This is a genomic window from Metabacillus sp. KJ11-3, assembly GCF_055808295.1.
In genome coordinates this window covers 4928487-4952369 of sequence record NZ_CM147865.1, presented here as the reverse complement: position 1 = coordinate 4952369, position 23883 = coordinate 4928487, and the positions used below count along the sequence as shown (strand labels likewise).

The 23883-nt window shown below is 35.5% G+C and carries 20 protein-coding genes; 6 read left to right on the top strand and 14 right to left on the bottom strand.

All coding sequences use genetic code 11. The features are described from left to right. Positions 1–14: 14 nt before the first annotated feature. Positions 15–137, top strand: coding sequence for a hypothetical protein (locus AC0L8O_RS24510; protein WP_473445904.1), 123 nt, complete (start codon positions 15–17; stop codon positions 135–137). Positions 138–625: 488 nt separating this feature from the next. Here AC0L8O_RS24510 and AC0L8O_RS24505 read toward each other — a convergent pair whose 3' ends face one another. From AC0L8O_RS24505 to AC0L8O_RS24495, 3 genes are all read right to left on the bottom strand, one after another. Next, positions 626–2752, bottom strand: coding sequence for a DUF6792 domain-containing protein (locus AC0L8O_RS24505; protein WP_473445903.1), 2127 nt, complete (start codon positions 2750–2752; stop codon positions 626–628). A 10-nt stretch (positions 2753–2762) separates the two neighbouring features. Continuing rightward, positions 2763–3335: a hypothetical protein gene (locus AC0L8O_RS24500; RefSeq protein WP_473445902.1), complete on the bottom strand. Its 573-nt coding sequence runs from the start codon at positions 3333–3335 to the stop codon at positions 2763–2765. Positions 3336–3858: 523 nt separating this feature from the next. Beyond that, positions 3859–5253, bottom strand: coding sequence for a recombinase family protein (locus AC0L8O_RS24495; protein ID WP_473445901.1), 1395 nt, complete (start codon positions 5251–5253; stop codon positions 3859–3861). Between the two features lie 240 nt (positions 5254–5493). Here AC0L8O_RS24495 and AC0L8O_RS24490 point away from each other — a divergent pair. Next, positions 5494–6614, top strand: a protein-coding gene (locus tag AC0L8O_RS24490) for an IS3 family transposase (protein ID WP_473445900.1) whose coding sequence is annotated in 2 segments (ribosomal slippage) — positions 5494–5743 and positions 5743–6614 — 1122 coding nt in all. Because the reading frame shifts where the segments join, the coding sequence is not laid out codon by codon here. Between the two features lie 331 nt (positions 6615–6945). On the opposite strand, the gene AC0L8O_RS24485 is transcribed toward AC0L8O_RS24490, so the two are convergent. From AC0L8O_RS24485 to AC0L8O_RS24450, 8 genes are all read right to left on the bottom strand, one after another. Beyond that, positions 6946–9669, bottom strand: coding sequence for an Ig-like domain-containing protein (locus AC0L8O_RS24485; protein ID WP_473445899.1), 2724 nt, complete (start codon positions 9667–9669; stop codon positions 6946–6948). 427 nt (positions 9670–10096) lie between these two features. After that, positions 10097–11407, bottom strand: a complete 1311-nt coding sequence (locus AC0L8O_RS24480) for a UDP-glucose dehydrogenase family protein (protein WP_473445898.1) — start codon at positions 11405–11407, stop codon at positions 10097–10099. A 1-nt stretch (position 11408) separates the two neighbouring features. Next, the gene (gene galU / locus AC0L8O_RS24475) at positions 11409–12296 is read right to left on the bottom strand and encodes a UTP--glucose-1-phosphate uridylyltransferase GalU (RefSeq protein ID WP_473445897.1); all 888 of its coding nucleotides are present in this window, start codon (positions 12294–12296) and stop codon (positions 11409–11411) included. 15 nt (positions 12297–12311) lie between these two features. After that, positions 12312–13070 carry a glycosyltransferase family 2 protein gene (locus tag AC0L8O_RS24470; RefSeq protein ID WP_473445896.1) on the bottom strand — a complete coding sequence of 253 codons (759 nt, stop codon included), beginning with the start codon at positions 13068–13070 and terminating at the stop codon, positions 12312–12314. A gap of 15 nt (positions 13071–13085) precedes the next feature. Beyond that, on the bottom strand, positions 13086–14174 hold the full coding sequence (locus AC0L8O_RS24465; protein WP_473445895.1) for a glycosyltransferase: 1089 nt from the start codon (positions 14172–14174) through the stop codon (positions 13086–13088). Further along, entirely contained in the window at positions 14171–15310 is a 1140-nt protein-coding gene (locus AC0L8O_RS24460; protein WP_473445894.1) for a glycosyltransferase, read from the bottom strand. Before AC0L8O_RS24460 ends, AC0L8O_RS24465 begins: the two co-directional genes overlap by 4 nt. Positions 15311–15410: 100 nt before the next feature. Continuing rightward, positions 15411–16319, bottom strand: coding sequence for an NAD-dependent epimerase/dehydratase family protein (locus AC0L8O_RS24455; RefSeq protein ID WP_473445893.1), 909 nt, complete (start codon positions 16317–16319; stop codon positions 15411–15413). 20 nt (positions 16320–16339) lie between these two features. Further along, complete coding sequence (locus AC0L8O_RS24450; protein ID WP_078431854.1) at positions 16340–16996, bottom strand: sugar transferase; 657 nt, start codon at positions 16994–16996, stop codon at positions 16340–16342. Positions 16997–18340: 1344 nt separating this feature from the next. On the opposite strand from AC0L8O_RS24450, the gene tagU reads away from it, so the two are divergent. Together tagU and AC0L8O_RS24440 are read left to right on the top strand one after the other, a co-directional pair. Next, entirely contained in the window at positions 18341–19291 is a 951-nt protein-coding gene (gene tagU / locus AC0L8O_RS24445; protein WP_473445892.1) for a polyisoprenyl-teichoic acid--peptidoglycan teichoic acid transferase TagU, read from the top strand. A 183-nt stretch (positions 19292–19474) separates the two neighbouring features. Then, entirely contained in the window at positions 19475–19732 is a 258-nt protein-coding gene (locus AC0L8O_RS24440) for a hypothetical protein (RefSeq protein ID WP_198025742.1), read from the top strand. Positions 19733–19796: 64 nt separating this feature from the next. Here the strand turns inward: AC0L8O_RS24440 and AC0L8O_RS24435 are convergent, their stop codons facing one another. Further along, positions 19797–20255 carry a nuclear transport factor 2 family protein gene (locus AC0L8O_RS24435; protein WP_473445891.1) on the bottom strand — a complete coding sequence of 153 codons (459 nt, stop codon included), beginning with the start codon at positions 20253–20255 and terminating at the stop codon, positions 19797–19799. A gap of 126 nt (positions 20256–20381) precedes the next feature. On the opposite strand from AC0L8O_RS24435, the gene AC0L8O_RS24430 reads away from it, so the two are divergent. Further along, on the top strand, positions 20382–20810 hold the full coding sequence (locus AC0L8O_RS24430) for a hypothetical protein (protein WP_473445890.1): 429 nt from the start codon (positions 20382–20384) through the stop codon (positions 20808–20810). Between the two features lie 199 nt (positions 20811–21009). Continuing rightward, on the top strand, positions 21010–21576 hold the full coding sequence (locus AC0L8O_RS24425; protein ID WP_473445889.1) for a hypothetical protein: 567 nt from the start codon (positions 21010–21012) through the stop codon (positions 21574–21576). Positions 21577–21861: 285 nt separating this feature from the next. On the opposite strand, the gene AC0L8O_RS24420 is transcribed toward AC0L8O_RS24425, so the two are convergent. Together AC0L8O_RS24420 and AC0L8O_RS24415 are read right to left on the bottom strand one after the other, a co-directional pair. After that, positions 21862–22992 (bottom strand): toxic anion resistance protein, encoded by a 1131-nt coding sequence (locus AC0L8O_RS24420; RefSeq protein WP_026560958.1) that lies wholly within the window; start codon positions 22990–22992, stop codon positions 21862–21864. A 16-nt stretch (positions 22993–23008) separates the two neighbouring features. After that, the gene (locus AC0L8O_RS24415; RefSeq protein ID WP_473445888.1) at positions 23009–23638 is read right to left on the bottom strand and encodes a 5-bromo-4-chloroindolyl phosphate hydrolysis family protein; all 630 of its coding nucleotides are present in this window, start codon (positions 23636–23638) and stop codon (positions 23009–23011) included. Positions 23639–23883 lie beyond the last annotated feature (245 nt).

Here is a 23883-nt window from a genome sequence, read left to right as displayed (position 1 = left end):
AGTAATATACTTAAGTGGCAATTTTTCAAGAAACAATAGAGCAAGAACTAAAGCCTTCAGAGGAACAAATGGAGGATTTGATTGAGCAGTTAAAAATGATTGGTAAAGAGTTAAAGCGAAATAATGATCTAAAGTAAAGAGATTCCTATTACGAAAGACGGGTAGCACATCTATTCGAGAATGGCGCTTTAGTTTGTTGAATAACAATTTTATAAATAGGTGATCTTGAACTTAAATAAGCACCTTCCTTGTTCCAGAAAGGCGCCCTTTAGCAGAAGATTTGATTTCAAGATAAGCTCAAAAGACTTTAATAATGGTCATCAACTATTGCCCAGGTTGTTAAATAAAAAAATCAAATAAACAGGTAAAAAAGATAATAAAAGCGTTGAGTTTAACTTCCAGAAGTGCTGGGAGATCAATAGTCTGTCTGTAAAATAACAACTGCTCCTTGTCCATCTTTTTCGTAAACTGCTAGCTGTTGGAAGTCCTCAACTTCAACTCTGGTGTCATTTGGTTTTTCAATAGTTTATGAACAACATAAAATTGCTTTATCAAAGGCTTTATAGCTCAATTGTTTTAATTCTGCAAAGTTATGGATTGTCGTAAATGAACCCATAAATTAACCTCAGTAATGATAATCAAACATTTTTGATATTCTTTCTTCTTCTGCAAATAAATCTTCAATGGAATCTCTAATTTTTTTCACAAGTAATTTTTCTTTCCTAACTTCACCTTCTATCGTATCGATCATTTGATAGAATGATTGGTTAAATGATGATGGCAACGGCGGAAGATGTTCGTTTACATTTATATTTGTTAATGTGTAATACCCGCCTACTGGATATGACAAGACTTGTGTTAAAAGGTATGAATACTGATTTGGGTTTGATTCCATTTCATGTATTTTTGTCATGATATGTTGCACTCTTTTATCGTAATCATCCATATACTCGATGTCAAACAACGTTTTTAACCTTTTAACATTGTTTTCTTTTTCCTGGGAGATTGCTATGCCCTTTTGATAGATTCGTACTGAAGAAGAGATATTGACTTTAATTTCTTCTTTCCCAGCAGGTGACATGTACATATCATTGTTTACATAGCTAATATTCTTGTCCTGGGAAAGTCCATTGACAACAGCTTCAAGTCCATGGGCGTGACCACTACCACTAAAGTGCTCCATAAAGCTTGTATCTACATTCTTTAATCCCTCGAACGCTTCTTTTATATCCTCTACTTCATCACTTATCGTTTGCATGGCTTTAAGAATCTTAGCAATTTCCTCTATTTGACCCATCGGATCCTTTGAATTTAAAGCTAAAAGCATTGAAGGATCTAGAGTTTCATCTATCGTTGCTTGAATGGTTTCTAAGCTTGTTTCGATTTCTTTTACATACGATATGATCTTGTCTTTTTCAACCTGGCTGATAAAACCAACATCAACAAATGCTTGGAGGATTGGATCAAGATTCTGGTACAAAACTTTTACATTACTTATAAGCTTAGGCAGTTTCTCAGCCATATCGACGATCATTGGCACAGCTCCAACAATTACTTCGGCTATGTTACCAATTGTTTGAAAAAAGCCAACCGCTACATCCTTTTTAAAATTTAGGTTTGCACCTAATAAATCAAAGGGAAGTGTCACCGATTCCTTTGCAAACGACAAAAAAGAATCCGCATTCGTTACATCAGTAATTGGTTTCCCTAACCCATCTACCGACTCCTGAATTTTTTCAACTGTTTCGGAAAATTCATCTCTAGATGTAAGTATTGAATCAATAACTGCAGGGTTAAATCCAGTAAGAGCTCTCAAAAACCCATCGATTCCTTCCTTATCATAATTTGTCGAATAGTTTGATAGAAACATTTGAATACTTCGCATGTCTTTATCAGGAATTTTATCGATTAACTCACGTATACCTGCATAACGTGGGTCTGTATCAAGAAAGCCATTACGATCGCCAATTTCAAGGAAGCCCCGAACACCACTTACTCCGTATAACATATCCTCTTCAGCTGTGAGGTGGTTGATGGTTGTTTCGTCTATTTCATTTTTATAGAATTCTTCGGCAAATGCTTTTAGTTCTTCTTCGGGAATGTTGTAAATGTCTTCGTCTTTTTCCAACCCAAACTTAGCATCAACTTTTTCTCTAAAATTTAAGTCTATTATCGCAAGTTGATATGCTGTAGGTGCAGCATCATTTATAGCATAAACTTGTTTAAATCTCACATCGCCATTATCGTCTGGGATCAATTGTAAAAGTGTTATGTTATTACCGCCTAGTGAATGACCATATCCATATCTCTCCATGTTAGGTAACCCATTATTTTTACTTTGAATTATACTTCTAACTTCGCCATCAAACCTTTTTGCATCTTGATACTGATTATCTGTTCCTCCGACAAATATGCCCATTAAATTATATGTCCAATCAGTAGGCCTCCAAGTGTCCTTTTCTCCTAGTTCGCTTCCCCGAGTTATCGTTATCGACTGATTAATTTTTTGTTCTTCACTTTGGAAGTGGATAACTGTCCCGTCAAAACCACTATCTACATGTGTCTCCCTATGTTCTTTAAGAACATCATCGGAACGATATATAGTCACATTAGTCGTTAACTTAGCCCCAGTTTCTTCATAATAAATCCGTCTTATTTCACTTTCGACTTCTTTGTTAGTTAGATTTTCATATTCAAGATCCATGACTCTCGCCCTGAGAATATCAGTATTCAATAATTCTTCATTACTCATTTCGGTACCTCTATTCATCTTTATTGAATTTCACCGATTTCATATAATGTAAAGCTTTCTCTTCTTCCTTTTTAACATCGATATTGCATGAAGACTTGGATTCATCTAAACACCTAGCAGTAAATACATATTCGAGCCCTTTCTGATCATCTTTTGAGACAATATACCCAAAAAAGCGGTAAGAAGTTGAATTTTCTAACGGCTCTACAGATTTAGCATAGTAAATACGGTTTTTCCCTGCCTCTATTTTTTCATATTCTCCGAAGTATCTAACGGAGCCGCTTAATATATTTAGACTCGATTCAATTGCACTTTCACCATATGTTGAATAAGTAGTACTAAACGAATACCTATAATTTTCTTTTTTATTTCTGTCGTAAAAAATAATTTTTTCAAAACTATCTCCCGTAATTTGATAAAATGGGGGACCATCTGTAACCGCATTTTTCGGCCAAAGCATCGAATATCCACCTGTATCTGATTCTAATAAATAGTGTCCTTCTTCGACTTCTTCAGTCGAACTTAACAAGCTACGAGTAAACTCATCCTGAAACGCAGCTGTATTGGGTAATTCTTTTTCCATACTACATCCTCCTATAAATACCAGTGTGAATATTAGGGCGTAGATTAGCCATGATCGCATTAGTGTGACCCCTTTCGCTTTCCTTTACCACTTCATTATTATCATATATTTCCAGTAGATTAAATGATGAAATTGGATTTTTGAAAATTGAGGAGTTATTTACCATTCGGAATATAGGTATCATGTATTAGATGTGGATATTATTTACTAGTGGGAAGAGAAAGGGATTCTAATATATATGGGGAAGTTTACAGTAGTGTTATTTGATTAAAGAAGTTTTCACAATCTTAAATAATCTGGCAGTCATTAAAATCTATCTTTTATATTTTTTGTACAAAAATACAAATATAACAATAATGAAAGGTATAATTATGGAGGATTTTAAAATCATAAAGAAAAACTCTGGATAAGGAGTTGTTTCGACTGAACCCATACTCCTTGATCGATAGAACCTGGTTAGGAATACTTGATGCAGGATTCACACTTCCTGAACTTCTTGCATAACCAACAGCAACTCTTACTCTCATGATATTGACCTTCTTTGAAAGAATCTTGGATGAAATGCTACCTTAATATTTGATCGTTTAAAATCAATAACAACAATATATGGAGTTGTCAGTATTAAACTATCCTCAACCTCAATATCTCCAACATATTCACCTGATATATGGGACTTTAATTGATAATAGTATCTGATTTCCTTTTTAACTTCACATAGACGTTGTGAATTAGTTATCACCATTTGATTTCTTATCCGTGGCTCAAAATTTCCTTCCATTTCAATAACATCTTTGTTTTCTAGTAGTTGCTCTTCTAATCTATATAACTGGTTTAGCCTTAGTTGATATTGTTTAACCAAATTCTTTGTTATATTATCAAGTTTCTTCTTGTAACTAGAATTGCTTATTAATCTTTTGGTTTCGATTATCATTACATCAATAATCTTCTTCTTTTCAGCTGTCTTCTTACATTTAATGCATTCTAGTGTAGTTAAAGATTCAGCGAGAAGCTCTCCACAGTCATTACATAGACAAAAAAGGGAAGGACTTAACATATTCTTTTTCTTTCTTCCTACACTTTCGTTTTCTAACATCTTGATAACCTTTTCCTGAAATAAAGGATCTATTAACTGTTGAACATTAGAAGTAAACTCCAAGTAATGTTGTTTCTTTTCCAAGACACCAGTAAGATAACCACTATAATGCTTGTTTCTTAAAATATATTGGACAGACTTATAATTCCAAGGTACTCCTCTTCTAGTTGGACCAAACTTTTCATTAAGTAATCTTGCAATTTTCCTTAAGCTCATTCTCATTAAATAACAATAAAATATGTACTCTATGATAATTATCTCATTTATTTTTTCTTCATCACTCGTAGTAAGAGTTGTAGCAGGTGCGATTTTCTTGCTCCCTCCTAGCTTGACATAACCTAATGGTCGCTTTCCATCATACTGCAAGCGATTCAGTACTTTTGATTTTCTTCCATCTGCAACTCTTATTAATATACGATTTCGTTCTTCCTGTGCCATTGCAGTTAACATGAAAAAAAACATCTTAAAGTACTCACCTGAACTACTTAAGTTCTCTACAATAAATACAACTTGATCTACATATTCAATTATTTCTAGCATGACATCTATATTGTTTTTTAGATCTCTACCAAAACGATCAACTGAATATACTAATAAACAATCTACTTTTTCACTTTTAACATCATTTAACATCTCAATAAGCTCTGGACGATCAGTGTTTGTTCCTGTAAATCCAACATCGCTGTACCTTTTTATAACTTTATAATTATTCCTACTCGCATAGCTATCCAAGTTAACTTGTTGATAGCTAATGCTATCATCTTCGTTTACTTCTTTAACTTTAACTGACTTTCTTGCGTACGTGATTGCTGTTTTAACTTCCATAAGCATATATCCACCTCTCATATAAATTGATTATCTATTAAGTAGTTAAGGTTTTTTAACTACTTAATAGATATGTAGAATTGTATGAGATATTATCTGCTTATACATGAGTATTATGCATGTAGCTTGAAGTATTTTGAAATTTGCAAAATTATCATTATCATGAATCGGCTACACTGAACTAGACAGAAAAATTAAGGTCAAGTAGACTACAGATAATATACTCGAGGAGAATCTACGATGACTAAAAGAGAACGTCGAACATTTACTGCAGAATTTAAACAACAGATCGTACAGCTTTATAACAGTGGAAAACCAAGAAAAGAAATTATCCGTGAATATGATCTTACCCCTTCTTCTTTAGACAAATGGATAAGTCAAAGTCAAACCTCCGGTTCTTTTAAAGAAAAAGACAATTTAACTGCCGAACAAAAGGAACTAGCTGAACTTAGGAAACGGAATAAGCAACTAGAAATGGAAAACGACATTTTAAAGCAAGCCGCGCTGATACTAGGACGAAAGTAAATGTGATAAAGAATAATCAACACAAATACTCGATATCAGCAATGTGTAAAGTCCTTCAAATCCCTAGGAGCACCTATTATTATGAAGCAAAAGAGCGTCAGGCAGAGGATGACATCACATCCGATATTATAGAGATTTTCCATTCAAGCTATCAAAACTATGGAACTCGTAAAATAAAAAAGGAATTGATGAAGCTCGGCAAGATCGTTTCTAGACGTCGGATTGGGCGAATTATGAACGAGCAGGGTCTAGTATCTACTTATACTCTTGCGCAATTCAAACCACATTCCCGTGACACGAATGAATCGGAACAAAAAAATGAACTTGATCGTAAATTTATACAAGAAGAAGCATTATCAGTTGTAGTAAGTGATTTAACATATGTCAGAGTCAATAAAAAATGGCAGTACATATGTGTATTTGTTGATCTCTTTAACCGTGAAATTATCGGCTATAGTGTCGGTCGTAATAAAAATGCCCTGTTGGTATACCGTGCTTTAGCTTCAATAAAAACAGATTTACGTAATATTAAGCTTTTTCATACAGATCGAGGAAGTGAGTTCAAAAACAAACTGATTGATGATGCGTTAGCAACATTTAAAATCGAACGATCTTTAAGTATGAAAGGATGTCCTTATGATAATGCAGTAGCAGAAGCTACGTTTAAAATCATAAAGACTGAGTTCATCAAAGGGCGTCACTTTGATAGTCTTGAAGATTTAGAGAAGGAATTGCATACGTATATCCATTGGTTTAATAGCAAAAGAATTCATGGAACACTAGGCTATCTAAGCCCAGTAGAATTCAAACTTGAACACCTTAAAAAAGTTGTCTAGTTTACTGTTGACTATCCATCATCACACTTTGTATATATTGCATAAATGTAAAAGAGAGTTACTGCAAATACAGTAACCCTCCATATATAGAACGTGGGGAACACCACAATTCTAACAATTATATATATTAGACCCCTAAAAGCAGCTAACTTTTAGTGATGTAAGCAATCTAATCCTTAAGCCCTAAGGACAAATTGATAAAAGATTAGAAAAGAAGCTCATCTGAGATTCTTCTCAAATGAGCTTCTTTTAAAGCAACTCTGTGCTATAAGGGACAGGGAACCTGGTCCCTATGTCCCATTTAGAGCATATTCAAATTTAATTATCTTAATTATTTTACAGTGATTTCAGATACATTAACGACATTTCCAGTTGTATCTTTAATATCAATTGTATCTAAAGCTACTAATTTAATTGAAGTAGCTGTTGTTAAATCTTTAACAGCTTGAGTTGTATCAGTTGCATCATCCCAAGCAACTGTAGCTACTCCAGCTGTAACTGTAACATCAAGTTTTTCACCTGTAGCTACTCCATCAACATAAAGTTCAAAGTCATATACAACAGGAGTTTGAACAGTTGAAGCAACAGAAGCATCATCAAATGTTAAGTTTAATCCAAATGTATCAGCAGTTAAGCTTGTTAAAACTGAAGACTTAACTACAGATCTTACATTCTCTTTTAGATAAGAAGTAGAAGTTACTTCTTTATTTGCAGTATCAAGAGAATTAAATGGTTGAATAGCTTTTACTGTAACATTGTAGTTACCAGTAGTTTCTACAGTATTATCAGCAAGAGTTAACTCAACAGTAGCTCCAGCTGCACTATTTGAAGTTACAGTTGCTTTAGAAACTGTTGCACCTTCTACTACATAGTTTGATACAGTTTGTGCTGAATTAACATTTACTGGTTTTGTGAATGTAACATTAATTTTACCTGGATTTGCAGGCGTCGCTTCAACTGAAGCTACATTTTCAGTACCAACACCAGTGTTAACAGTAGATGTAGTGAATGCAACGTTATTAATAGCTGCAGATGAATTGTTATAACCATCTTTAACTAAGCCAGATGCAAAGCTTACTTTATATGATTTATTATTAGCTAAATCAGCAAGGCTAACTTTAACTTGTTTTGTCTTACCATCTACTACATTGTGAGTAGTAACATCAGCAGTAGAATCTGTAGTTGTTTCTTCAATACCATATTGATTTACTGATTTGAAATCAATAGAAGTAGGAGCACCAACTAAGTCAACATTTTCACTGAAAGTTAGAACAAGGTATTCAACACCATTAATTCTTTCAACAGATTGTCCTACTACTGTAGGAGCAGTTGTGTCTTGAGTGAAGTTGAAGAACTGACCAACTTCTGCATTTCCATTACCATTTAAGTCAGTAATAGCATCTGCTGGTACATATACCAATTGGCTACCTTTTAACTCACCAGCAACTGTTGCGTTGATGATAGTTTTATCATTTGCATCCACAGATGCTGTTGCAGAAGCACCACCAACAGTAATGCCAGATACAGTAGTTCCACTAACTGCTTCTGATAATTTAATTTGGAAGCTAGTGTTTGTACCGTTGTAACCAGTTGTAGTAACTGAAGCGATCGTTGGTTTAACTTTATCCGCATCACTTACAGTAACTTTTGCAGTAGTTGGTACAGATTTATTTCCTGCAGCATCTTCAAGAGCTGCGAAATTAACATTAATTTCTTTATTAACTAAAGTAGCAGGGGCAAGTGTCACAGTGAACTTTTTACCATCTGATGATAAGGTACCACTTGTTGCAGTAACAGCAGTTGATGTGCCATCTGCATAAGAGTAAGTTACAGCACCAGTAGCTGTTAATGGTTCGCTGAACGTAATTTCATGAACAAATTTACTTACATAGTTAACACCAGTAACTGTTGCACGAGTTGTGTCAGTTCCTAAGTCAAGTGTTTTTGCATAAGCTTCTACGAACTTACCATCTAATGCTTTAATTTTATTTGCTGCTAATTCAACAGTTGTGTTTCCAGACCAAGTAGTTCCTGAAACAACTGTTAATGACTTTCCATCTTCACTTAAAGAAGCGGATAATGTATCACCAGTGTTATTATTAAATTTGAATACTCCATCTTTTAAAGTTCCAGTAGTATCAGCTGGTGTACCAGTTCCATCACCAATTACAGTTGATTTATTAAGTGGTTTATTGAAAGTAATTACTAATTCTTTACCGTTAATCGCACTTACAGATTTAACTGCAGGAGCTAATTTTTCTTCATAGCTAGCAGCTACAGCAGTTTCAGCTGTACGTAATTGAGATTCGATAGTTGGAAGTGCTGGGTATACATCAGTTCTATCTGGATATAATGCTCTACCAGCTTCTTTGATTTCAACAGCGCGAACTTTAAGACGCTCTAATACTTTGAAGTTGTCAGCAGCTTTTTCAAGCTCACCAGCTTCAACTTGCTCAGCGATTTCTTGCATTAATTCATATTGAGATACTTCGTAGATTACTGCTTCGCGAGCGAATTTAGCATCTAATAAGTAAGAAGATTCGATTGCTTTACGTACTTCAGAACCGTAAACTTTACCGATAACTCTCTCTGCTTTTTTGATTGTAGCAGATAAGTTATTGTAAACTTCTACAGTTTCGTCAGTGATTTTACCAGCTTCAACATGCTCTGCAAGAGCTGCAGTAGCTTCAGCTAAGTCACCTTTTACGAATTTAACTGCATCGATGTAGTAAGCAGCTTTAAGGCGGTTTGCATCAGCAGCTGCTACACGAGCTGATAAAAGTGATTTTTGGCTACCAGTTAAAGTAGCAACTTGTGCTTTCGCACTAGCAATTGATTTTTTTGCTTTGTTGTAAGCTGCAGAGAAATCAGCAGATACTTCAAGGTCAGTACTTCTGTAGAACTTACCAAGAGCGATTGCATCCTTTTCTGCTTGTACTACTGCTGTTTCAACTTGAGAAGCTGAAGCAGCGCTTGCTGGGTTTGCAGCGACTACTGCTGATGCAGCAACTGCAGCTGTTAAACCTAGTTGTTTAGCAACTTTCTTTTTAGACATTGTGTGTGTTCCCCTTTCGAGTTTAAAAAAATTATTGTTTTTATTAATAGGATATTTCGTTTTTAAAACTAAATCCCTATCAATCTACAAACTATCTAGCTATATTCTCCTGTACATTTAGAAATTATTTCATATTTTAAGAGAAATATCAACTATTTTTTAGTATATTTTTTCCTTAAATATGTAAGTGTTTCTATCAGAAGAATACATTACCAATAATATAACATATTACGGAAGATTTCTAGTACTTTCGACTATTTTTCTTTGCCAATTACTACTAAATTAATATCCCATAAAAATATTAAGCTTATATTAATGCTTGTAATGTGCTTGGATAGCTATAGTAGTTTCCATAAACAACTTTTTTTGAAAAAAAACAACCTTACATCTTTAGTATCGACATAAGGTTGGAATTATTTAGACTTTTTTATAAATTATAAATAGATTTTCTTCCGATTGAATGATATTCCACTTTATACTTTGCAACTTCGTCTAGGTCATAGCAGTTACGTCCATCAAAGATGATCGGCTTGTCTAGCAGTTTAACATAATCTTCAAGTTTAATCTCTTTAATTTCCTTCCACTCTGTAACGATAAAGACAACATCTGCCAACTTTATAGCTTCTTCTGCCGAATTAGTATAAATCATTTCATGTGGAAGGAGTTTTTTAGCATTTTCAATAGCTATCGGATCATACCCAACAACTTTTGCCCCTTCTTTTACTAGTTCATGGCTAAGAGTGATAGATGCGGCCTCACGCATATCATCTGTGTTTGGTTTAAAGGCAAGGCCTAATAACGCGACTGTTTTTCCATCTAATGACCCAAGACGCTCTTTTGCTTTTTTTACAAGCAAACGCTGTTGTTCATTGTTAACTTGGATAACCGACTTCAATAGATTAAATTCATGTTCAACAAAGCTGGCAATTTGAACGAGAGCATTTGTATCCTTTGGAAAACATGATCCTCCATATCCTATTCCAGCTTGGAGGAATTTATTACCAATTCGATCGTCCATCCCCATACCTTGAGCAACATCACTAACATTTGCTCCTAATTTTTCACACAGGTTAGAAATTTCATTAATAAAGCTAATCTTTGTTGCTAGAAATGCATTTGATGCATATTTAATCATTTCTGCACTTCGAATATCTGTTTTGTATATTGGAATACCAAATGGCTTGTTTACTTCTTCAATTAAAGCTGCTGCTGCCTCTGAATCTGCACCGATGACAATTCGATCTCCGTTAAATGTATCAGATACAGCTGAGCCTTCTCGTAGAAATTCAGGATTTGATACAACTTCTACATTTACTTCTCTGACCAGGTTTTCTTGGATGATCCGTTTAACCTTCTCGTTCGTTCCGACTGGAACTGTACTCTTTGTTACAACAACAGCATGATCCTGCAGGTTTTGAGCAATATCTTTAGCCACCTGCTCAATGAAGCGCAGATCTGCTGTCCCATCTTCTCTTTGTGGGGTGCCGACTGCAATATACACAACCTGTGCATTTTGAAAGGCTTCTGCATGCTTGGTTGTGAAGTACAAACGTCCCGCCTCATAGTTTTTTACCATAAGTTCTTCCAAGCCCGGCTCGAAGATTGGTGAAATTCCTTGCTTCATTCGCTGTACCTTTAATTCATCAATATCTACACATGTGACATGATGGCCGATATCGGATAGGCACACACCGGTGACAAGACCGACATAGCCTGTTCCTACAACCGCAATTTGCATATTATTGACCTCCATTATCCTTGTTGACTATTTCTTTTAAATAGTCATAGACTTGATTTTTTAGATCATCACGTTGTAAAGCAAAATCTACAGAGGCTTTAATAAACCCGAATTTATCTCCTACATCGTAACGAACCCCGTTAAATGGGTACGCAACTACAGATTGGACATCATTTAAGATCTTTAAAGCATCTGTTAATTGAATTTCTCCACCTGCACCAGCCGGCAGATCATCCAGGATACTAAAGATATCAGGAGTTAAAATATAACGGCCCATAATTGCATAGTTTGATGGTGCATCTTTTACATCTGGCTTTTCAACTAATGAATCCACCGTAATGACTCCAGGCTTTTCTTGCCCCTTCATAGGAGCGATAATACCATACTTTGAGACATCCTCGTCAGGTACTGGCTGAACCCCCACAACTGAGCACTCATACTTTTCATACATATCAATCAATTGCTTAGTACATGGAACATCTGATTTAACAATATCATCCCCTAATAATACGGCAAAAGGCTCGTTTCCGATAAAGCGGCTTGCACAATTAATAGCATGCCCAAGGCCTTTTGGTTCTTTTTGACGGATATAGTGAATATTAGCCAAATTAGAGATTTCCTGTACTTCGGCAAGAACCTTATCCTTACCCTTTTTAGCTAGTGTTTCCTCTAACTCATATGATTTATCAAAATGATCCTCGATCGCACGTTTTCCACGCCCGCTAACAATCATAATGTCTTCAATACCTGATGCAACAGCCTCTTCAATAATGTATTGAATTGTTGGCTTATCCACGATTGGCAGCATTTCCTTCGGCTGTGCCTTTGTTGCTGGTAAAAATCTCGTTCCTAACCCTGCTGCAGGGATAATCGCCTTACGTACTTTCATGGTATTTCTCCTCCCCTATTTCAAATACGTTTTTTTCACTGCATTCCAAGCATAACCTGTGAAGCTTAATACAGAACGGATGAGACTAAGCTTTTCTACATCTCGGTAAACCTTCCACGTTTGCTTCGCCGCTTTTACTTTGTTACTTGAGATGGATCCCGGTACCAGCCGATAATAGGCTAATACTTCTTGAAAACCGTGAGCCTTGATGCCTCTTTTTAAAATTGACAGCCAAAGTGCAAAGTCTTGCCTTGTTCGAATATTCGGCATTTCGATAGGTCCTGTTTTCTCAATATTTACTACCACAGTTAAGCACCCAATAATTGTGTTACTTAATAATCCTTTATAATCAATCTCGTTCGGGATATCAATCACACGGTCTAGCTTCTGTCCATCAACATCCATTAACTGATATTTTGAATATGTAAAGGCATAATCATTTTCTTCCATAAAACCGATTTGCTTTTCTAACTTTGTTGGCACCCATAAATCGTCGCTATCTAAAAACGCAACATACTTTCCTTTTGCTGCCTTTATAGCAGTATTTCTCGCAACTGCAGCACCACTGTTCTCTGTGAGTTCTATTAATTTAATTCTTGCATCTTTCTCCGTATACTTTCTAATCACATTTCTTGATTCATCCTTAGAGCAATCATCAACGATTAGCATTTCCCAATTCTGATAAGTTTGCGCAAGAACAGACTCAATTGTAGCAGGAATAAACTTTGTACTATTGTAAGAAGGTGTGATGATTGATACTAACGGCTTGTCCATGCTTTTCCCTTCCTTCTATAAAAATTTCTTTTTGTAGAGGGAAACCATGTAAGCTGCGTTTTCCTCCCATTGGTAATGCTTTGCTACATGCTCTCGTCCAAGCTTCCCCATTTCTTTTCCTTCTTCAGGATGCTGAATAAAATAAACCATTTTGTCAGCTATTGCTTGAGCATCTTTAGTTGGAATGACAAAGCCTGTTTGATTGTCTAGAACAACCTCCGGGAGTCCGCCAACATTAGCAACGACAACCGGAACCTCACATGCCTGCGCCTCTACAGCAGCAACACCAAAACTTTCACTATCCAATGTGGACGGAACAAAGAAAACATCGAACTCGTTTATTTTATTTGGAACTTGATCATGTGGTATCTTTCCAGTGAATGTTGTTTGGTCTGATATAGCAAGATCCTGAGATAATTTTTTGTAATCCTCAAGCAAGGGACCGCCGCCAACAATTGTTAGGTGTGTTTTCTTGTACGTTTCCTCATCAACCTGATCTTTAAATAAGGCATACCCTTGTAAAAGATAACGAATCCCGTACTTCTCTGTCATCGTTTTAACAATCCCAAAGTTTGTTCGATTTGTTTCATTTTTCCTATCATTTGGTTTAAACACATCCAGGTTTACTCCAAATGGTGTGACTTCAATATCTTTATTTGTATACTTGCTAGTTTCCACCTTCATGATTTCACTTGTTGATCCAATCATATCTGCACACTTCAGTGCATATTTTACCATATAAGTATTAATTGCACCTTCTTTAGGAAAATCAAAAATATCCATTCCCCAAACAGAAATAACATAAGGGTGGAAGTTCGCCATAGCTCCAATAACCCCATAACTTGAAACATAATGAGCATGTAGGATATCGGGTTTTTCATCCTTTAATATTTTCTTAAGCTTAGGGACTGTTAAAAAATATGTTAACTTGTTAGATCCTACGTTTAAATAATAAGTTTTGACATGTTTCCAATGGGACCGATCTTGATCATCCTCATGACTGTCAAAGCTGATATTTATGATGTCAAAGCCTAACTTATTATAGTAATCCAAGAATTTTTTTGTATGGACATTACTGGCTGGACCTAAAACGGCAATTTTCATGCTTTGTCCCTCTTTTCTTTTAAACGTAACATATCGTCGGCTACTTTCCTAACCCGCGCATACCAGCTATGGTTTTCCCAAGCGTTCATCGCAATCGCCTGCTTTGTTTTCATGTACTTATCAGGCTGTAGGAGTTCCAGAATCGCCTTACCATATTCAGCTGCATCGACTTTTGATACGACACCGAAGCCCTCTTCTGTCAAAAGTCGTGCTTGGGCATCACAGTCTGTAGCCACAACAGGCAAATTATAAGCTAGATATTCAAACAGCTTTACAGGAACAGCGAAATCATGATATGCATTTTTTTCCCTTGGAATTAAAGCCACATGTGAACGGTCATACACCTCAACTAATTGTTGACCAGATAAATGACTCACCTTTAACCAATTATATTGCTCGTACTTTTGCATTGCTTCATAATTATTATACTCATTTTCACGACAGACTAACTCAAGATTAATGGTATGTTCATTTTCGTTTAATACTTTAAATGCTTCCAATAGCATAAGCATCCCTACTTGGTCACTTATCCCTCCGACAAAAACAGCTTGATATGGTTTTTCCAGCTTCATATTTTTTCTGCTGATGTCCACTTTCTCCATTCCAGGTGGAAGCTCACTCACATTACCTTGCCATCCTACATATTTATTCATTTCTAGAGATGGTAAATAGAGCACATCGACATACTTTTGATATGTTTTTAATTCTTGTTTATATACCTGTCTCATTAGATAACGCAAGAACTTAATTCCCTTTGGCGGAACATACATATCATCAAATTGCCAATAAACATCTCTATAGAATAAGCTAATAGGTATATTTTTTTGCTTCAAAACATTCCAAAATCCACTGTCTATCTTTACGTTCCTTGGTTTTCGATCAGGATCGGTGAACCAATACGGCATTGTACTATTTTCCATATAACAAAAAAGCGCTTTGTCATATTCATCACGAGCCATATATTGTTCAATTTTATTTTGCCTTTCACTTGTTGTTCCTGATATTAGCACTAGCTCAAGCTTTTCTTCTTCGCAATATTTTTTAAATGCCTCAACAATTTTTTTCGGTCTTACACCAGATCCACTTTTAGGATTTTCTTGCAATTCATATGGAAAATACACGATGATGTGCTTCATATTCTTCCCTCAATTCACTAGAATTCGTACCATTACTACGAAAAAAACTCCCGTCACTCCTATCATTCAGATAGGTTTAGTTTAGACGGGAGATATATTTTTACTTATAATAATTCATTGTATTTTGGAGCCCAACAAATAGGGATGTACTCGGAACCCAATCTAATTGCTCCTTTGTCGTTTTGTTACAAAGGACACTTTTACGGATATCTCCATTACGCTCTTCTTCATAATTTACAGCTATATTTGTTCCTGCAACTTTTTGCATTGTTTCAAAAAGGCTGTTTACTGTAATTTCCTCACTAGAAGAGACGTTTAATATTTGATTATGGCCCATGGTCAGTGCCCTGACATTTGCATCAGCTACATCTTCTACGTAAACAAAATCCCTTGTTTGCATTCCATCTCCATAAATGGTTGGAGAATTGCCTTTAGCCAACGCATCCGAGAATATGGCAATGACTCCACCTTCACCATTTGCATCTTGACGAGGTCCATAAACATTTGCATAACGCAAAATCGTGTAGTCAATATCAAATGTTTCCTTTGCCATTTTTAAATAATATTCAACTGAAAGCTTAGACACTCCATAAGGAGATAAAGGATTAGTAGGGTGATCAAGCTCTACAGGTAGTGAAACTGGATTTCCATAAACTGCTGCAGATGATGCAAAGACAATTTTCTTTACATTATACTTCTTTGCCAAATCAATAATTTTTAAAGAGCCATGTATATTTACTGATTCATCGTACAACATATCATTTATTGAATGAGCAACACTTACTTGAGCAGCTTGATGAATGATAGCTTCAGGTTGAAAATCCTGGACTACTTTTTCCATCAGTTCACTATTTATGTCACAATCCATAATTGGCACTTTTGGATTTACATTATTTTTATTACCTGTCACAAGATTATCAACCACATAAACATCATGATTTTCAGCCATTAACTTATCGACAATATGTGAACCGATAAATCCACAACCGCCAGTTACAAGAACCTTCATACTAGAGATTTCCCCCAAAGCTACCTAGCACCTTCACCTGTAAAGATAACTCTTATTGTCTTAAATGCAGTGTTTAGATCTAATAGCAAGCCCATGTTTTTTATATAAATTAAATCATATTCTAATTTTTCCTTTGGTGAAATATCGTATCCACCGTTTACTTGTGCCCATCCAGTCAAGCCCGGCTTTACTAGTAAACGCATTTTAAACCCTGGTATATCACGCTCAAAATCGTCAGTAAATTCTGGACGTTCAGGTCTTGGACCAATTAAACTCATATCACCTTTGATAACATTAATCAGCTGAGGTAGCTCATCAATACGTGTTTTACGGATAAAAGCCCCGACTTTGGTTACACGCGGATCATTCTTGCTAGCCCACTGAGCTCCATTTTTCTCCGCATCATTTCTCATTGATCTAAGCTTAATGACATTGAACTTTTTCCCCTTATATCCTACTCGTTCTTGGAAAAAGAGTGCATTCCCTGGTGACTCAAGTCTGATTATAATCATAGTCAATAAAACAATAGGGGTTGCAAGGATTAATCCAATCGTTCCAAAAAGAAGATCGAAAAAACGTTTCAAATATAGATTGTATATTGTTTCCTTCGGTATTACAGCCAGTCTTTGATATGAATTTGTTTGAAATATTGTTGATTCTGCTCGATTTATTGCCATCCTTATCACCTCGAATACTAAAACATGGCTATCATAAAAATAGAGAACCTAAGATGGTACTCTTTTTAAAACACTCAGTTAACAAAGCATCATAAAAAAAATATCATTTGAAACGTAAAAGGTCAATAAGAACATTATGAAATACTGCCAATACGTTCCATCTATCTAGTGAATTGTTCTATATCGTGACACTTAATTCGAGAAATAAAACCAACAATTACTTATTAATGTAAGTAAACAGGGGAAATTTCATTCATGCTAAACAAAACTTTTTTGTCATCCAATAGTATCTTTGGAAATGCCCCGATGTATCAAATGGTTATTTAAATGTAATTAAGTGGCACACTTATATTATTACTGCAAACTTTTTTGTTTCTTACCGTTAAATCTATAATACATCACTTATTTCAAAAAAAATGAATAAAATATTATTTTTTTATGAAAAATATATTTCAAATTAACTTAGCAAGATTTTGCTGTGTTCAAAACAGTTATTAACTAATTAGAATAAAAATACACCCCTTATCTTTTCACAAAATAGTAAAATATATAGTTTAACTAAACATCAAATCCCTTTTCATTTGCGGAGTTACTACTTGTTAGAAAGTCTTTTCATTTTCTCATCATATTAGTTTTGGCCAATTCCCCCATTGGTCTAAGAAGATCAAACTTTTTTTCATTCTCTTATAAATGCATAAACTTAGTAAGAAAATAACTGAATTATCCAGAGGATTGAACGGTTTAATCACCCATACAGCTTTTTTATTCTCTGTTCTTCCGATTTGTAATGATTTCATTTACATTCTCTATACCCACATTCCCGTTATCCTTTAACATAAATACTTCAAATAACACTACATCCAGGACTACCTTTTCTATCTCCTGATAAGGGTTACCTCTTACTAAATCTAAAGTTAAGACATGTTAAATAATTATTCTCACGTATTTTCCATTCAAAATCGAAGCATTATTTTTTTGTGTATTTTCCAGTTTCAACTATTTCTATTTTGTCATCAACTCTATTACAACTTAGTATTTTTTCTTACGAAAATTCCTTCTAACCAAATGAAAATTGCCAACTACGCACAAGTTACACATATAAAGAGGACTTAAATACTAATATCTTCTTTTGAAATAAGTAATTTTCAATAATACACTTAAAAGTTATACATAAATTTCTCAATATTAATTAAGTCTATCTTCTGAAAATAAAATGTAACATTTGAATTTTTATTTCGTCTTATAAATTGGAAACATTTTTTTACAAAAAAATAATTGTGATAATAGTCTCAACAAAATATAATTTTTATAAGTTAAAAATAATCTAAAAGGATGATATAAAACATGAGGGCGTACAAAAAGAAGAAGAAGAAGAAGTGGCTATTAATCACTTTAAGCGTTATTGGCCTACTTGTTTTAGGTACGGGTGGTTATGCTTTTTATTTATATAAATCTGCTGCTGATACAGTTGCGAGCATTCAAGAAGATCTTGATCGTGATAAATCAGGAAAACGAACAGAACAGGTTGTGTTCAAAGATAAAGACCCTATTTCAATTCTTTTAATGGGTGTGGATGAACGTGAAGGTGACCGCGGCCGCTCTGACTCCCTTATTTTAATGACTGTAAACCCAAATACGAATACAACTCAAATGGTGAGTATTCCACGTGATACGAGAACAGAGATTATCGGTAAAGGTAAGCAGGACAAAATTAACCATGCCTATGCTTTCGGTGGTACAGAAATGGCTATTAATACAGTAGAAAACTTTTTAGATGTACCCGTTGATTATTTTGTAAAAATCAATATGGAAAGCTTTAAAGATACAGTTGATGCGGTTGGCGGTGTTGAAGTAAATAATACATTGAATTTCTCTCAAAGTGGATTTGACTTCCCTAAAGGTACAGTTACTCTTGACGGTGAAAAAGCTTTAGCCTATACAACAATGCGCAAGCAAGATCCTCGCGGTGACTTCGGTCGCCAAGAACGTCAACGTAAAGTAATTGAAGCTGTTATTAAAAAAGGGGCTAACGTCTCCTCTATTACAAAATTCGGCGATATGTTCGGTGTTGTCCGTGATAACGTAAAAACGAACCTAACATTTGATGAAATGTGGGACATCCAAGCTAATTATAAAACAGCTGCGAAGAATCTTGAGCAGTTCCAAGTAGAAGGCTCCGGCTCTAAAATCGATGGGATCTACTACTACATCGTACCAGAAGAGAAGCGTTTAGCCCTATCAGATCAGCTAAAAGAGCATCTTGAAATCAGCGCAAATACAGCTAGCACGAACTGATTGTTAGGAAGTTAGTCCTATTTTGTTGGGACTAGCTTTTTTTATGTCATTTTTTGTTATAATTCATAAGAATGGGGAATTTTATCAGAAGTGGTTGTCAAGATTTTCATATCATCTATTAGGCATAATTTGACGAAGATTCCATATTCTTTTATAGAAATCATCTGTTGGGAGGGATCATTTTTGGAATTTTCTTTTGGATTTATTATTTCGATTATAATCGCTATATACTTAGCAATTGATGCTCCAAAGCATAACAAGAATCCATGGCTTTGGGGGATTTTAGGCTTCTTATTTGGACCCATCGTGTTAGGTATATACTTAATCGTCACAGGCAGAAAAGTGGCCGGCTGGATCATCTTAATTATTTCCATCCTGCTTATCATTCTTGTCATTCTATTATTCGCAGTTGGAATGTACTTCATCTTTAATGGTATGTAAAGTGGACCGAGGGGACAGGTTCCTTGTCCCAAGGAGGGACAAGGAACCTGTCCCTCTGGTCCTTTTAATATTCCCACACGATTCTCCATTCTCCCTCATGTTGTACAGCATAGATATCCTGTAAGATCGTGAAGTTTCCAAATTTACTTTTAAAATGTTGTTCAACGGTCATTTTATACGCTGTTGGGAACGCCTCTTGATCCTCCGCCATTTTCCAGTTCTGGATCTCATCTTCATCTACGATCTCATACTCAAATGTTGTGACCCCGTAATGGCTCATGTAGATGTGTGAACGCTCTGTCACATATGCATTTTTTGAGAAGCGCTCCTGCATGACAGGGTGAAACAGTTCCCATGTGCTTCCAAAGTCACCCTCTTGCTCATAGTGATAAAATGTTGAAATAACATCCTCAGGTTCATTTTTGCCTAAATCAAATAAAAAGCGAACGGATATAAATAGGAATAACGCAACGATGATGATCATAATAATCAGTGGTATTCGATTTCTGGATCGTCTCCTCAATTTGCTACACCTCGCTGTCTGAGTAATACAAGGTATGTACCAAATTGGACAGATATTCTTCTTACCTATTGTAAAAAAACTGGTATAATAGATATTCAGATATTTTCCGTAGAAATGAGTGATGAAATGAAGGATGGCATTTTGTTTCTTGTTGAGATCATGAACAATTTGCACGATGTATTGATTGTCATTATTAATGATATTTTAGGCTTACAGATGACAGACAAAGACATGCATTTTTGGATTATGGGCATCATTGGAATGGTGACATTCGCCGCTGTCTATATGATCTCAAAATGGCTATCACGGTTTTCGATTGGTATTCATTTAATTGCTTTTTTATATACATTAACGTTTATGTTCGTCCTCGTCTTTGCCATCGAAATTCAACAAGCGATCACAAGCAGAGGAAATATGGAATTCGCTGATGCGATTGTCGGGTTATGGGGATATATTGCGCTATTCCTTGTGTATGCTGGAATTATGGTGTTCTTTATCTTGGTTAAAGGTTTATTTAAGAAAGGGAAACATAAAAAAGACGAGTTGGATGTGTAAGAAGGAGCAGTGTAGCTGTTGCTTCTTTTTTTGCATTCCTGGGTGGTCCACGGGGACAGGTCCCTTGTCCCTACCCTAGTAAACTAATGTGCATCCGCTAACATTGACTACTTTTTTGCAAGTTAAATATAAAAGCCTCCTCTCTTGATTAAACCCTAAAGAAATGGACAAAACTAAACAGGAGAGGAGGATGATCAAAATGGATATGAGGAGAGTCACTATTTTTGCTTTTATCTTGTTGATTATTTTATTTTTAGGGAGTAAATATGCCTTCGGAGATGTAAATGAGAAGCCTGTCACCATCCACAGTCCGCAACGTGAAATCACTAAGGAATTAACCGCCCCGAATAAAACAGTCTTTTATCAAACACAGGTTGATCATGTTGCAGTAACCAATCAAACCCATTCAATTGAGGAAATAAAGGCGAATTATCAAACTAAATTTGAAGAGCTTCAATCAAAAACAAATAGCCAAATTGACACCTTAGTTGAGCAAGCACTTCATGATTTCAAAGCCTACATAAATAAAGAGCAGCCTGATGATTCACTGAGTACACTTTATCAAAGCTATGCTGCTCAAGGACAAATAATTGAGCAGCAAACAGAGGAAGAATTCCAGACGTTATATCAAAAGCTCATAATCGAGCTTTCCCAAAACGGATATCCTGAAGATGAAGCAGAAGAGTTTAAACAAATATATGAACAACAAAAAGAAGAACGGAAATCTGAAATTCTCAAACAGGCTCTTTCCCTTGTTCGGGAATAAAATATCGAGTATTTTTCTTGGTTATTAAATTAAACTATCTATTTAAATAAGATTTATTCACGATTTTTGATTTGTTATTTTCGATTCTGTTAACTTATTTTCGATTATAAGAATTTATTTACGATTTTCACTAACTTATTTTCGATTAGACAATTTTCGCCAAAATTCGCCCCCCTCTCCAGATCTGCACGTGCACATCCTGTGCTGCAGAGCTGGATATCGTGCACAACACAGTTCTAAAGACCAAAAAGCCGTGTGCTACTCAAGCACACGGCTTTTCCTATCCTACATCCCTGCTAATTTCTTCTTCAAATCCGTCTCCATCAGCGCTAAATCCTGTTCTGCTTGAAGTCGCTTTGCGCGTCCTTCTGCTTGAATACGGAGTGTTTCTTCTAGTGTTGAGATCAAGTGGTCTTGAACCTTTTTCAATGTATCTACATCGACAAGTCCTCGTTCGTTTTCCTTCGCTGTTTCCAGCGTATTGACCTTCAACATTTCTGCGTTTTTCAGAAGTAAATCATTCGTTGTTTTTGATACGAGTTTCTGTGCTTCTACTGCATCCTTTTGGCGAAGTAGTGTGAGTGCGATGGCTACTTGGTTTTTCCAGAGTGGAATCGCCGTTGTGATGGATGATTGAATTTTTTCGACCAATGCCTGGTTTGCGCTTTGAATTAAGCGGATTTGCGGGGCACTTTGCATGGTAACTTGTCTGCTTAAGACAAGATCATGTGTCCGTTTTTCCAAGCGGTCGGCAAATTGCATGAGATCATTAACCTCTTGAAAGGCCATTTGATCTTGTGTGAGTTCTGCCTTTTTCTTAAGTTCAGGAATTGTTTTGTTTTGCAATTCCTCAAGCTTCAGTTCACCCGCTGCAATATATACATTTAATGCATGGAAGTATTCCTTATTTTGCTCGTAAAGCTGTTCAAGTACTTGGATATCTTGAAGTAAGCCTGTTTTGGAATGATCGAGTTTGACGCTAATTCGATCGATTTGGGCGCCTGTTTTTTGATATTTTGTTAATACTTCTTGAACAGAGTTAGAGATTTTCCCAAACATTTTTGAGATAAGCCCGCGTTTTTCCGGCTTTAATGCATCAGGACTCACTTGTTCCAGCTTTTTCATTAAATCTCCAATGATTTGTCCAATTTCACCGGTGTCCTTTTTTTGGACATGATCAAGCATAGAGTGTGAAAAACTTAATAGTTTTGATTGAGCTTGTGTTCCGTATAATGCGATGGCCTGCTGGTTTTTCGGATCGATTTGTTCAGCTAGCTGAATTGCCTTTTTACGGTTTTCCTCTGGTAAAACATCAAGCAGCTTGGCTGGCTTTTCTGCTTCTGGTTCTTTATTTACAACAAGTTCCTCTTCCCCAAACGGGTTTGATAGCAACTCATCAAGTTGATTATGACTCATAAAATAGTGCCTCCTCTTATTTTTTCACCGTTTTATCGATTGTTAACTTTGCAACATCCAATTCAAAATTCAACTGAGATATATCCTTCGATAACACATCATGTAAATCCTGTTCCAATGAGTCAGAAAGCTGTGATATCGTGCGGCGTGTTTCTGTTAATGATTGTGACAGCTCACTAGTTTTCGAAGGCTGGCCAGCTAAAAATGCATACTTTTCACTTAGCTCAACAAGAGAATCCAGATGTGAATAATAAAATGATTCAGCTAAATAAAAGCGCTTTGGCTCTTTTTTCGTGATGGTATAAATTCGATTTACTACTCGGTACATCTCTATGTTTTGTTTTATCGTTGAAATCGTTCGTATGCTAAAAAGTGCCTTGCGGAGTCGTTTTATTTTCTGGTCCGCTTCTTTTAGATGTCTCTTAATATAGGCATATTCTTTTCTCGACAACTGATTTTGCTTTAAGAAATGCTGGTGAGTGAGCGCCTTTGTTGAAAAAAATACAGCAGTCCCTCCCCCTATGGCATATGCACTTGACCAAAGAAACGCTTGATCTAACGGAAAATAGCTAACCAACCAAATTGTTCCTGTTGACATGGTTGCAGCTGTTGATTGTATAAAAAAATGGACAACTTGCTTCATCATTATCGTCTCCTATAGATAACTTTCACTTCTTATTAAATAGTACGATTGAAGCACGTGATAAGTTTCATTTTTCATTAAGTTTTCGCCTATTTACTTGAACATACTTCAGCTCTTGACTAAAATCAAATTTTGTATACTTTGCTCATCGTAAAAACTTAGTTTAATATAGAGAATGGATTAGAAAAGCGGAAGCGCCTTGATCAGCTTCGGGCAAATAAGCTAATTTGGAATAGAAGGCGTTCCTT

Excerpts from the sequence above, each read along its gene's own strand:
- AC0L8O_RS24505 (WP_473445903.1), bottom strand. The coding sequence starts at position 2,752 with ATGAGTAATGAAGAATTATTGAATACTGATATTCTCAGGGCGAGAGTC.
- AC0L8O_RS24500 (WP_473445902.1), bottom strand. The coding sequence starts at position 3,335 with ATGGAAAAAGAATTACCCAATACAGCTGCGTTTCAGGATGAGTTTACT.
- AC0L8O_RS24495 (WP_473445901.1), bottom strand. The coding sequence starts at position 5,253 with ATGGAAGTTAAAACAGCAATCACGTACGCAAGAAAGTCAGTTAAAGTT.
- AC0L8O_RS24485 (WP_473445899.1), bottom strand. The coding sequence starts at position 9,669 with ATGTCTAAAAAGAAAGTTGCTAAACAACTAGGTTTAACAGCTGCAGTT.
- AC0L8O_RS24480 (WP_473445898.1), bottom strand. The coding sequence starts at position 11,407 with ATGCAAATTGCGGTTGTAGGAACAGGCTATGTCGGTCTTGTCACCGGT.
- galU (WP_473445897.1), bottom strand. The coding sequence starts at position 12,296 with ATGAAAGTACGTAAGGCGATTATCCCTGCAGCAGGGTTAGGAACGAGA.
- AC0L8O_RS24470 (WP_473445896.1), bottom strand. The coding sequence starts at position 13,070 with ATGGACAAGCCGTTAGTATCAATCATCACACCTTCTTACAATAGTACA.
- AC0L8O_RS24465 (WP_473445895.1), bottom strand. The coding sequence starts at position 14,174 with ATGAAAATTGCCGTTTTAGGTCCAGCCAGTAATGTCCATACAAAAAAA.
- AC0L8O_RS24460 (WP_473445894.1), bottom strand. The coding sequence starts at position 15,310 with ATGAAGCACATCATCGTGTATTTTCCATATGAATTGCAAGAAAATCCT.
- AC0L8O_RS24455 (WP_473445893.1), bottom strand. The coding sequence starts at position 16,319 with ATGAAGGTTCTTGTAACTGGCGGTTGTGGATTTATCGGTTCACATATT.
- AC0L8O_RS24450 (WP_078431854.1), bottom strand. The coding sequence starts at position 16,996 with ATGGCAATAAATCGAGCAGAATCAACAATATTTCAAACAAATTCATAT.
- tagU (WP_473445892.1), top strand. The coding sequence starts at position 18,341 with ATGAGGGCGTACAAAAAGAAGAAGAAGAAGAAGTGGCTATTAATCACT.
- AC0L8O_RS24430 (WP_473445890.1), top strand. The coding sequence starts at position 20,382 with ATGAAGGATGGCATTTTGTTTCTTGTTGAGATCATGAACAATTTGCAC.
- AC0L8O_RS24425 (WP_473445889.1), top strand. The coding sequence starts at position 21,010 with ATGGATATGAGGAGAGTCACTATTTTTGCTTTTATCTTGTTGATTATT.
- AC0L8O_RS24420 (WP_026560958.1), bottom strand. The coding sequence starts at position 22,992 with ATGAGTCATAATCAACTTGATGAGTTGCTATCAAACCCGTTTGGGGAA.
- AC0L8O_RS24415 (WP_473445888.1), bottom strand. The coding sequence starts at position 23,638 with ATGATGAAGCAAGTTGTCCATTTTTTTATACAATCAACAGCTGCAACC.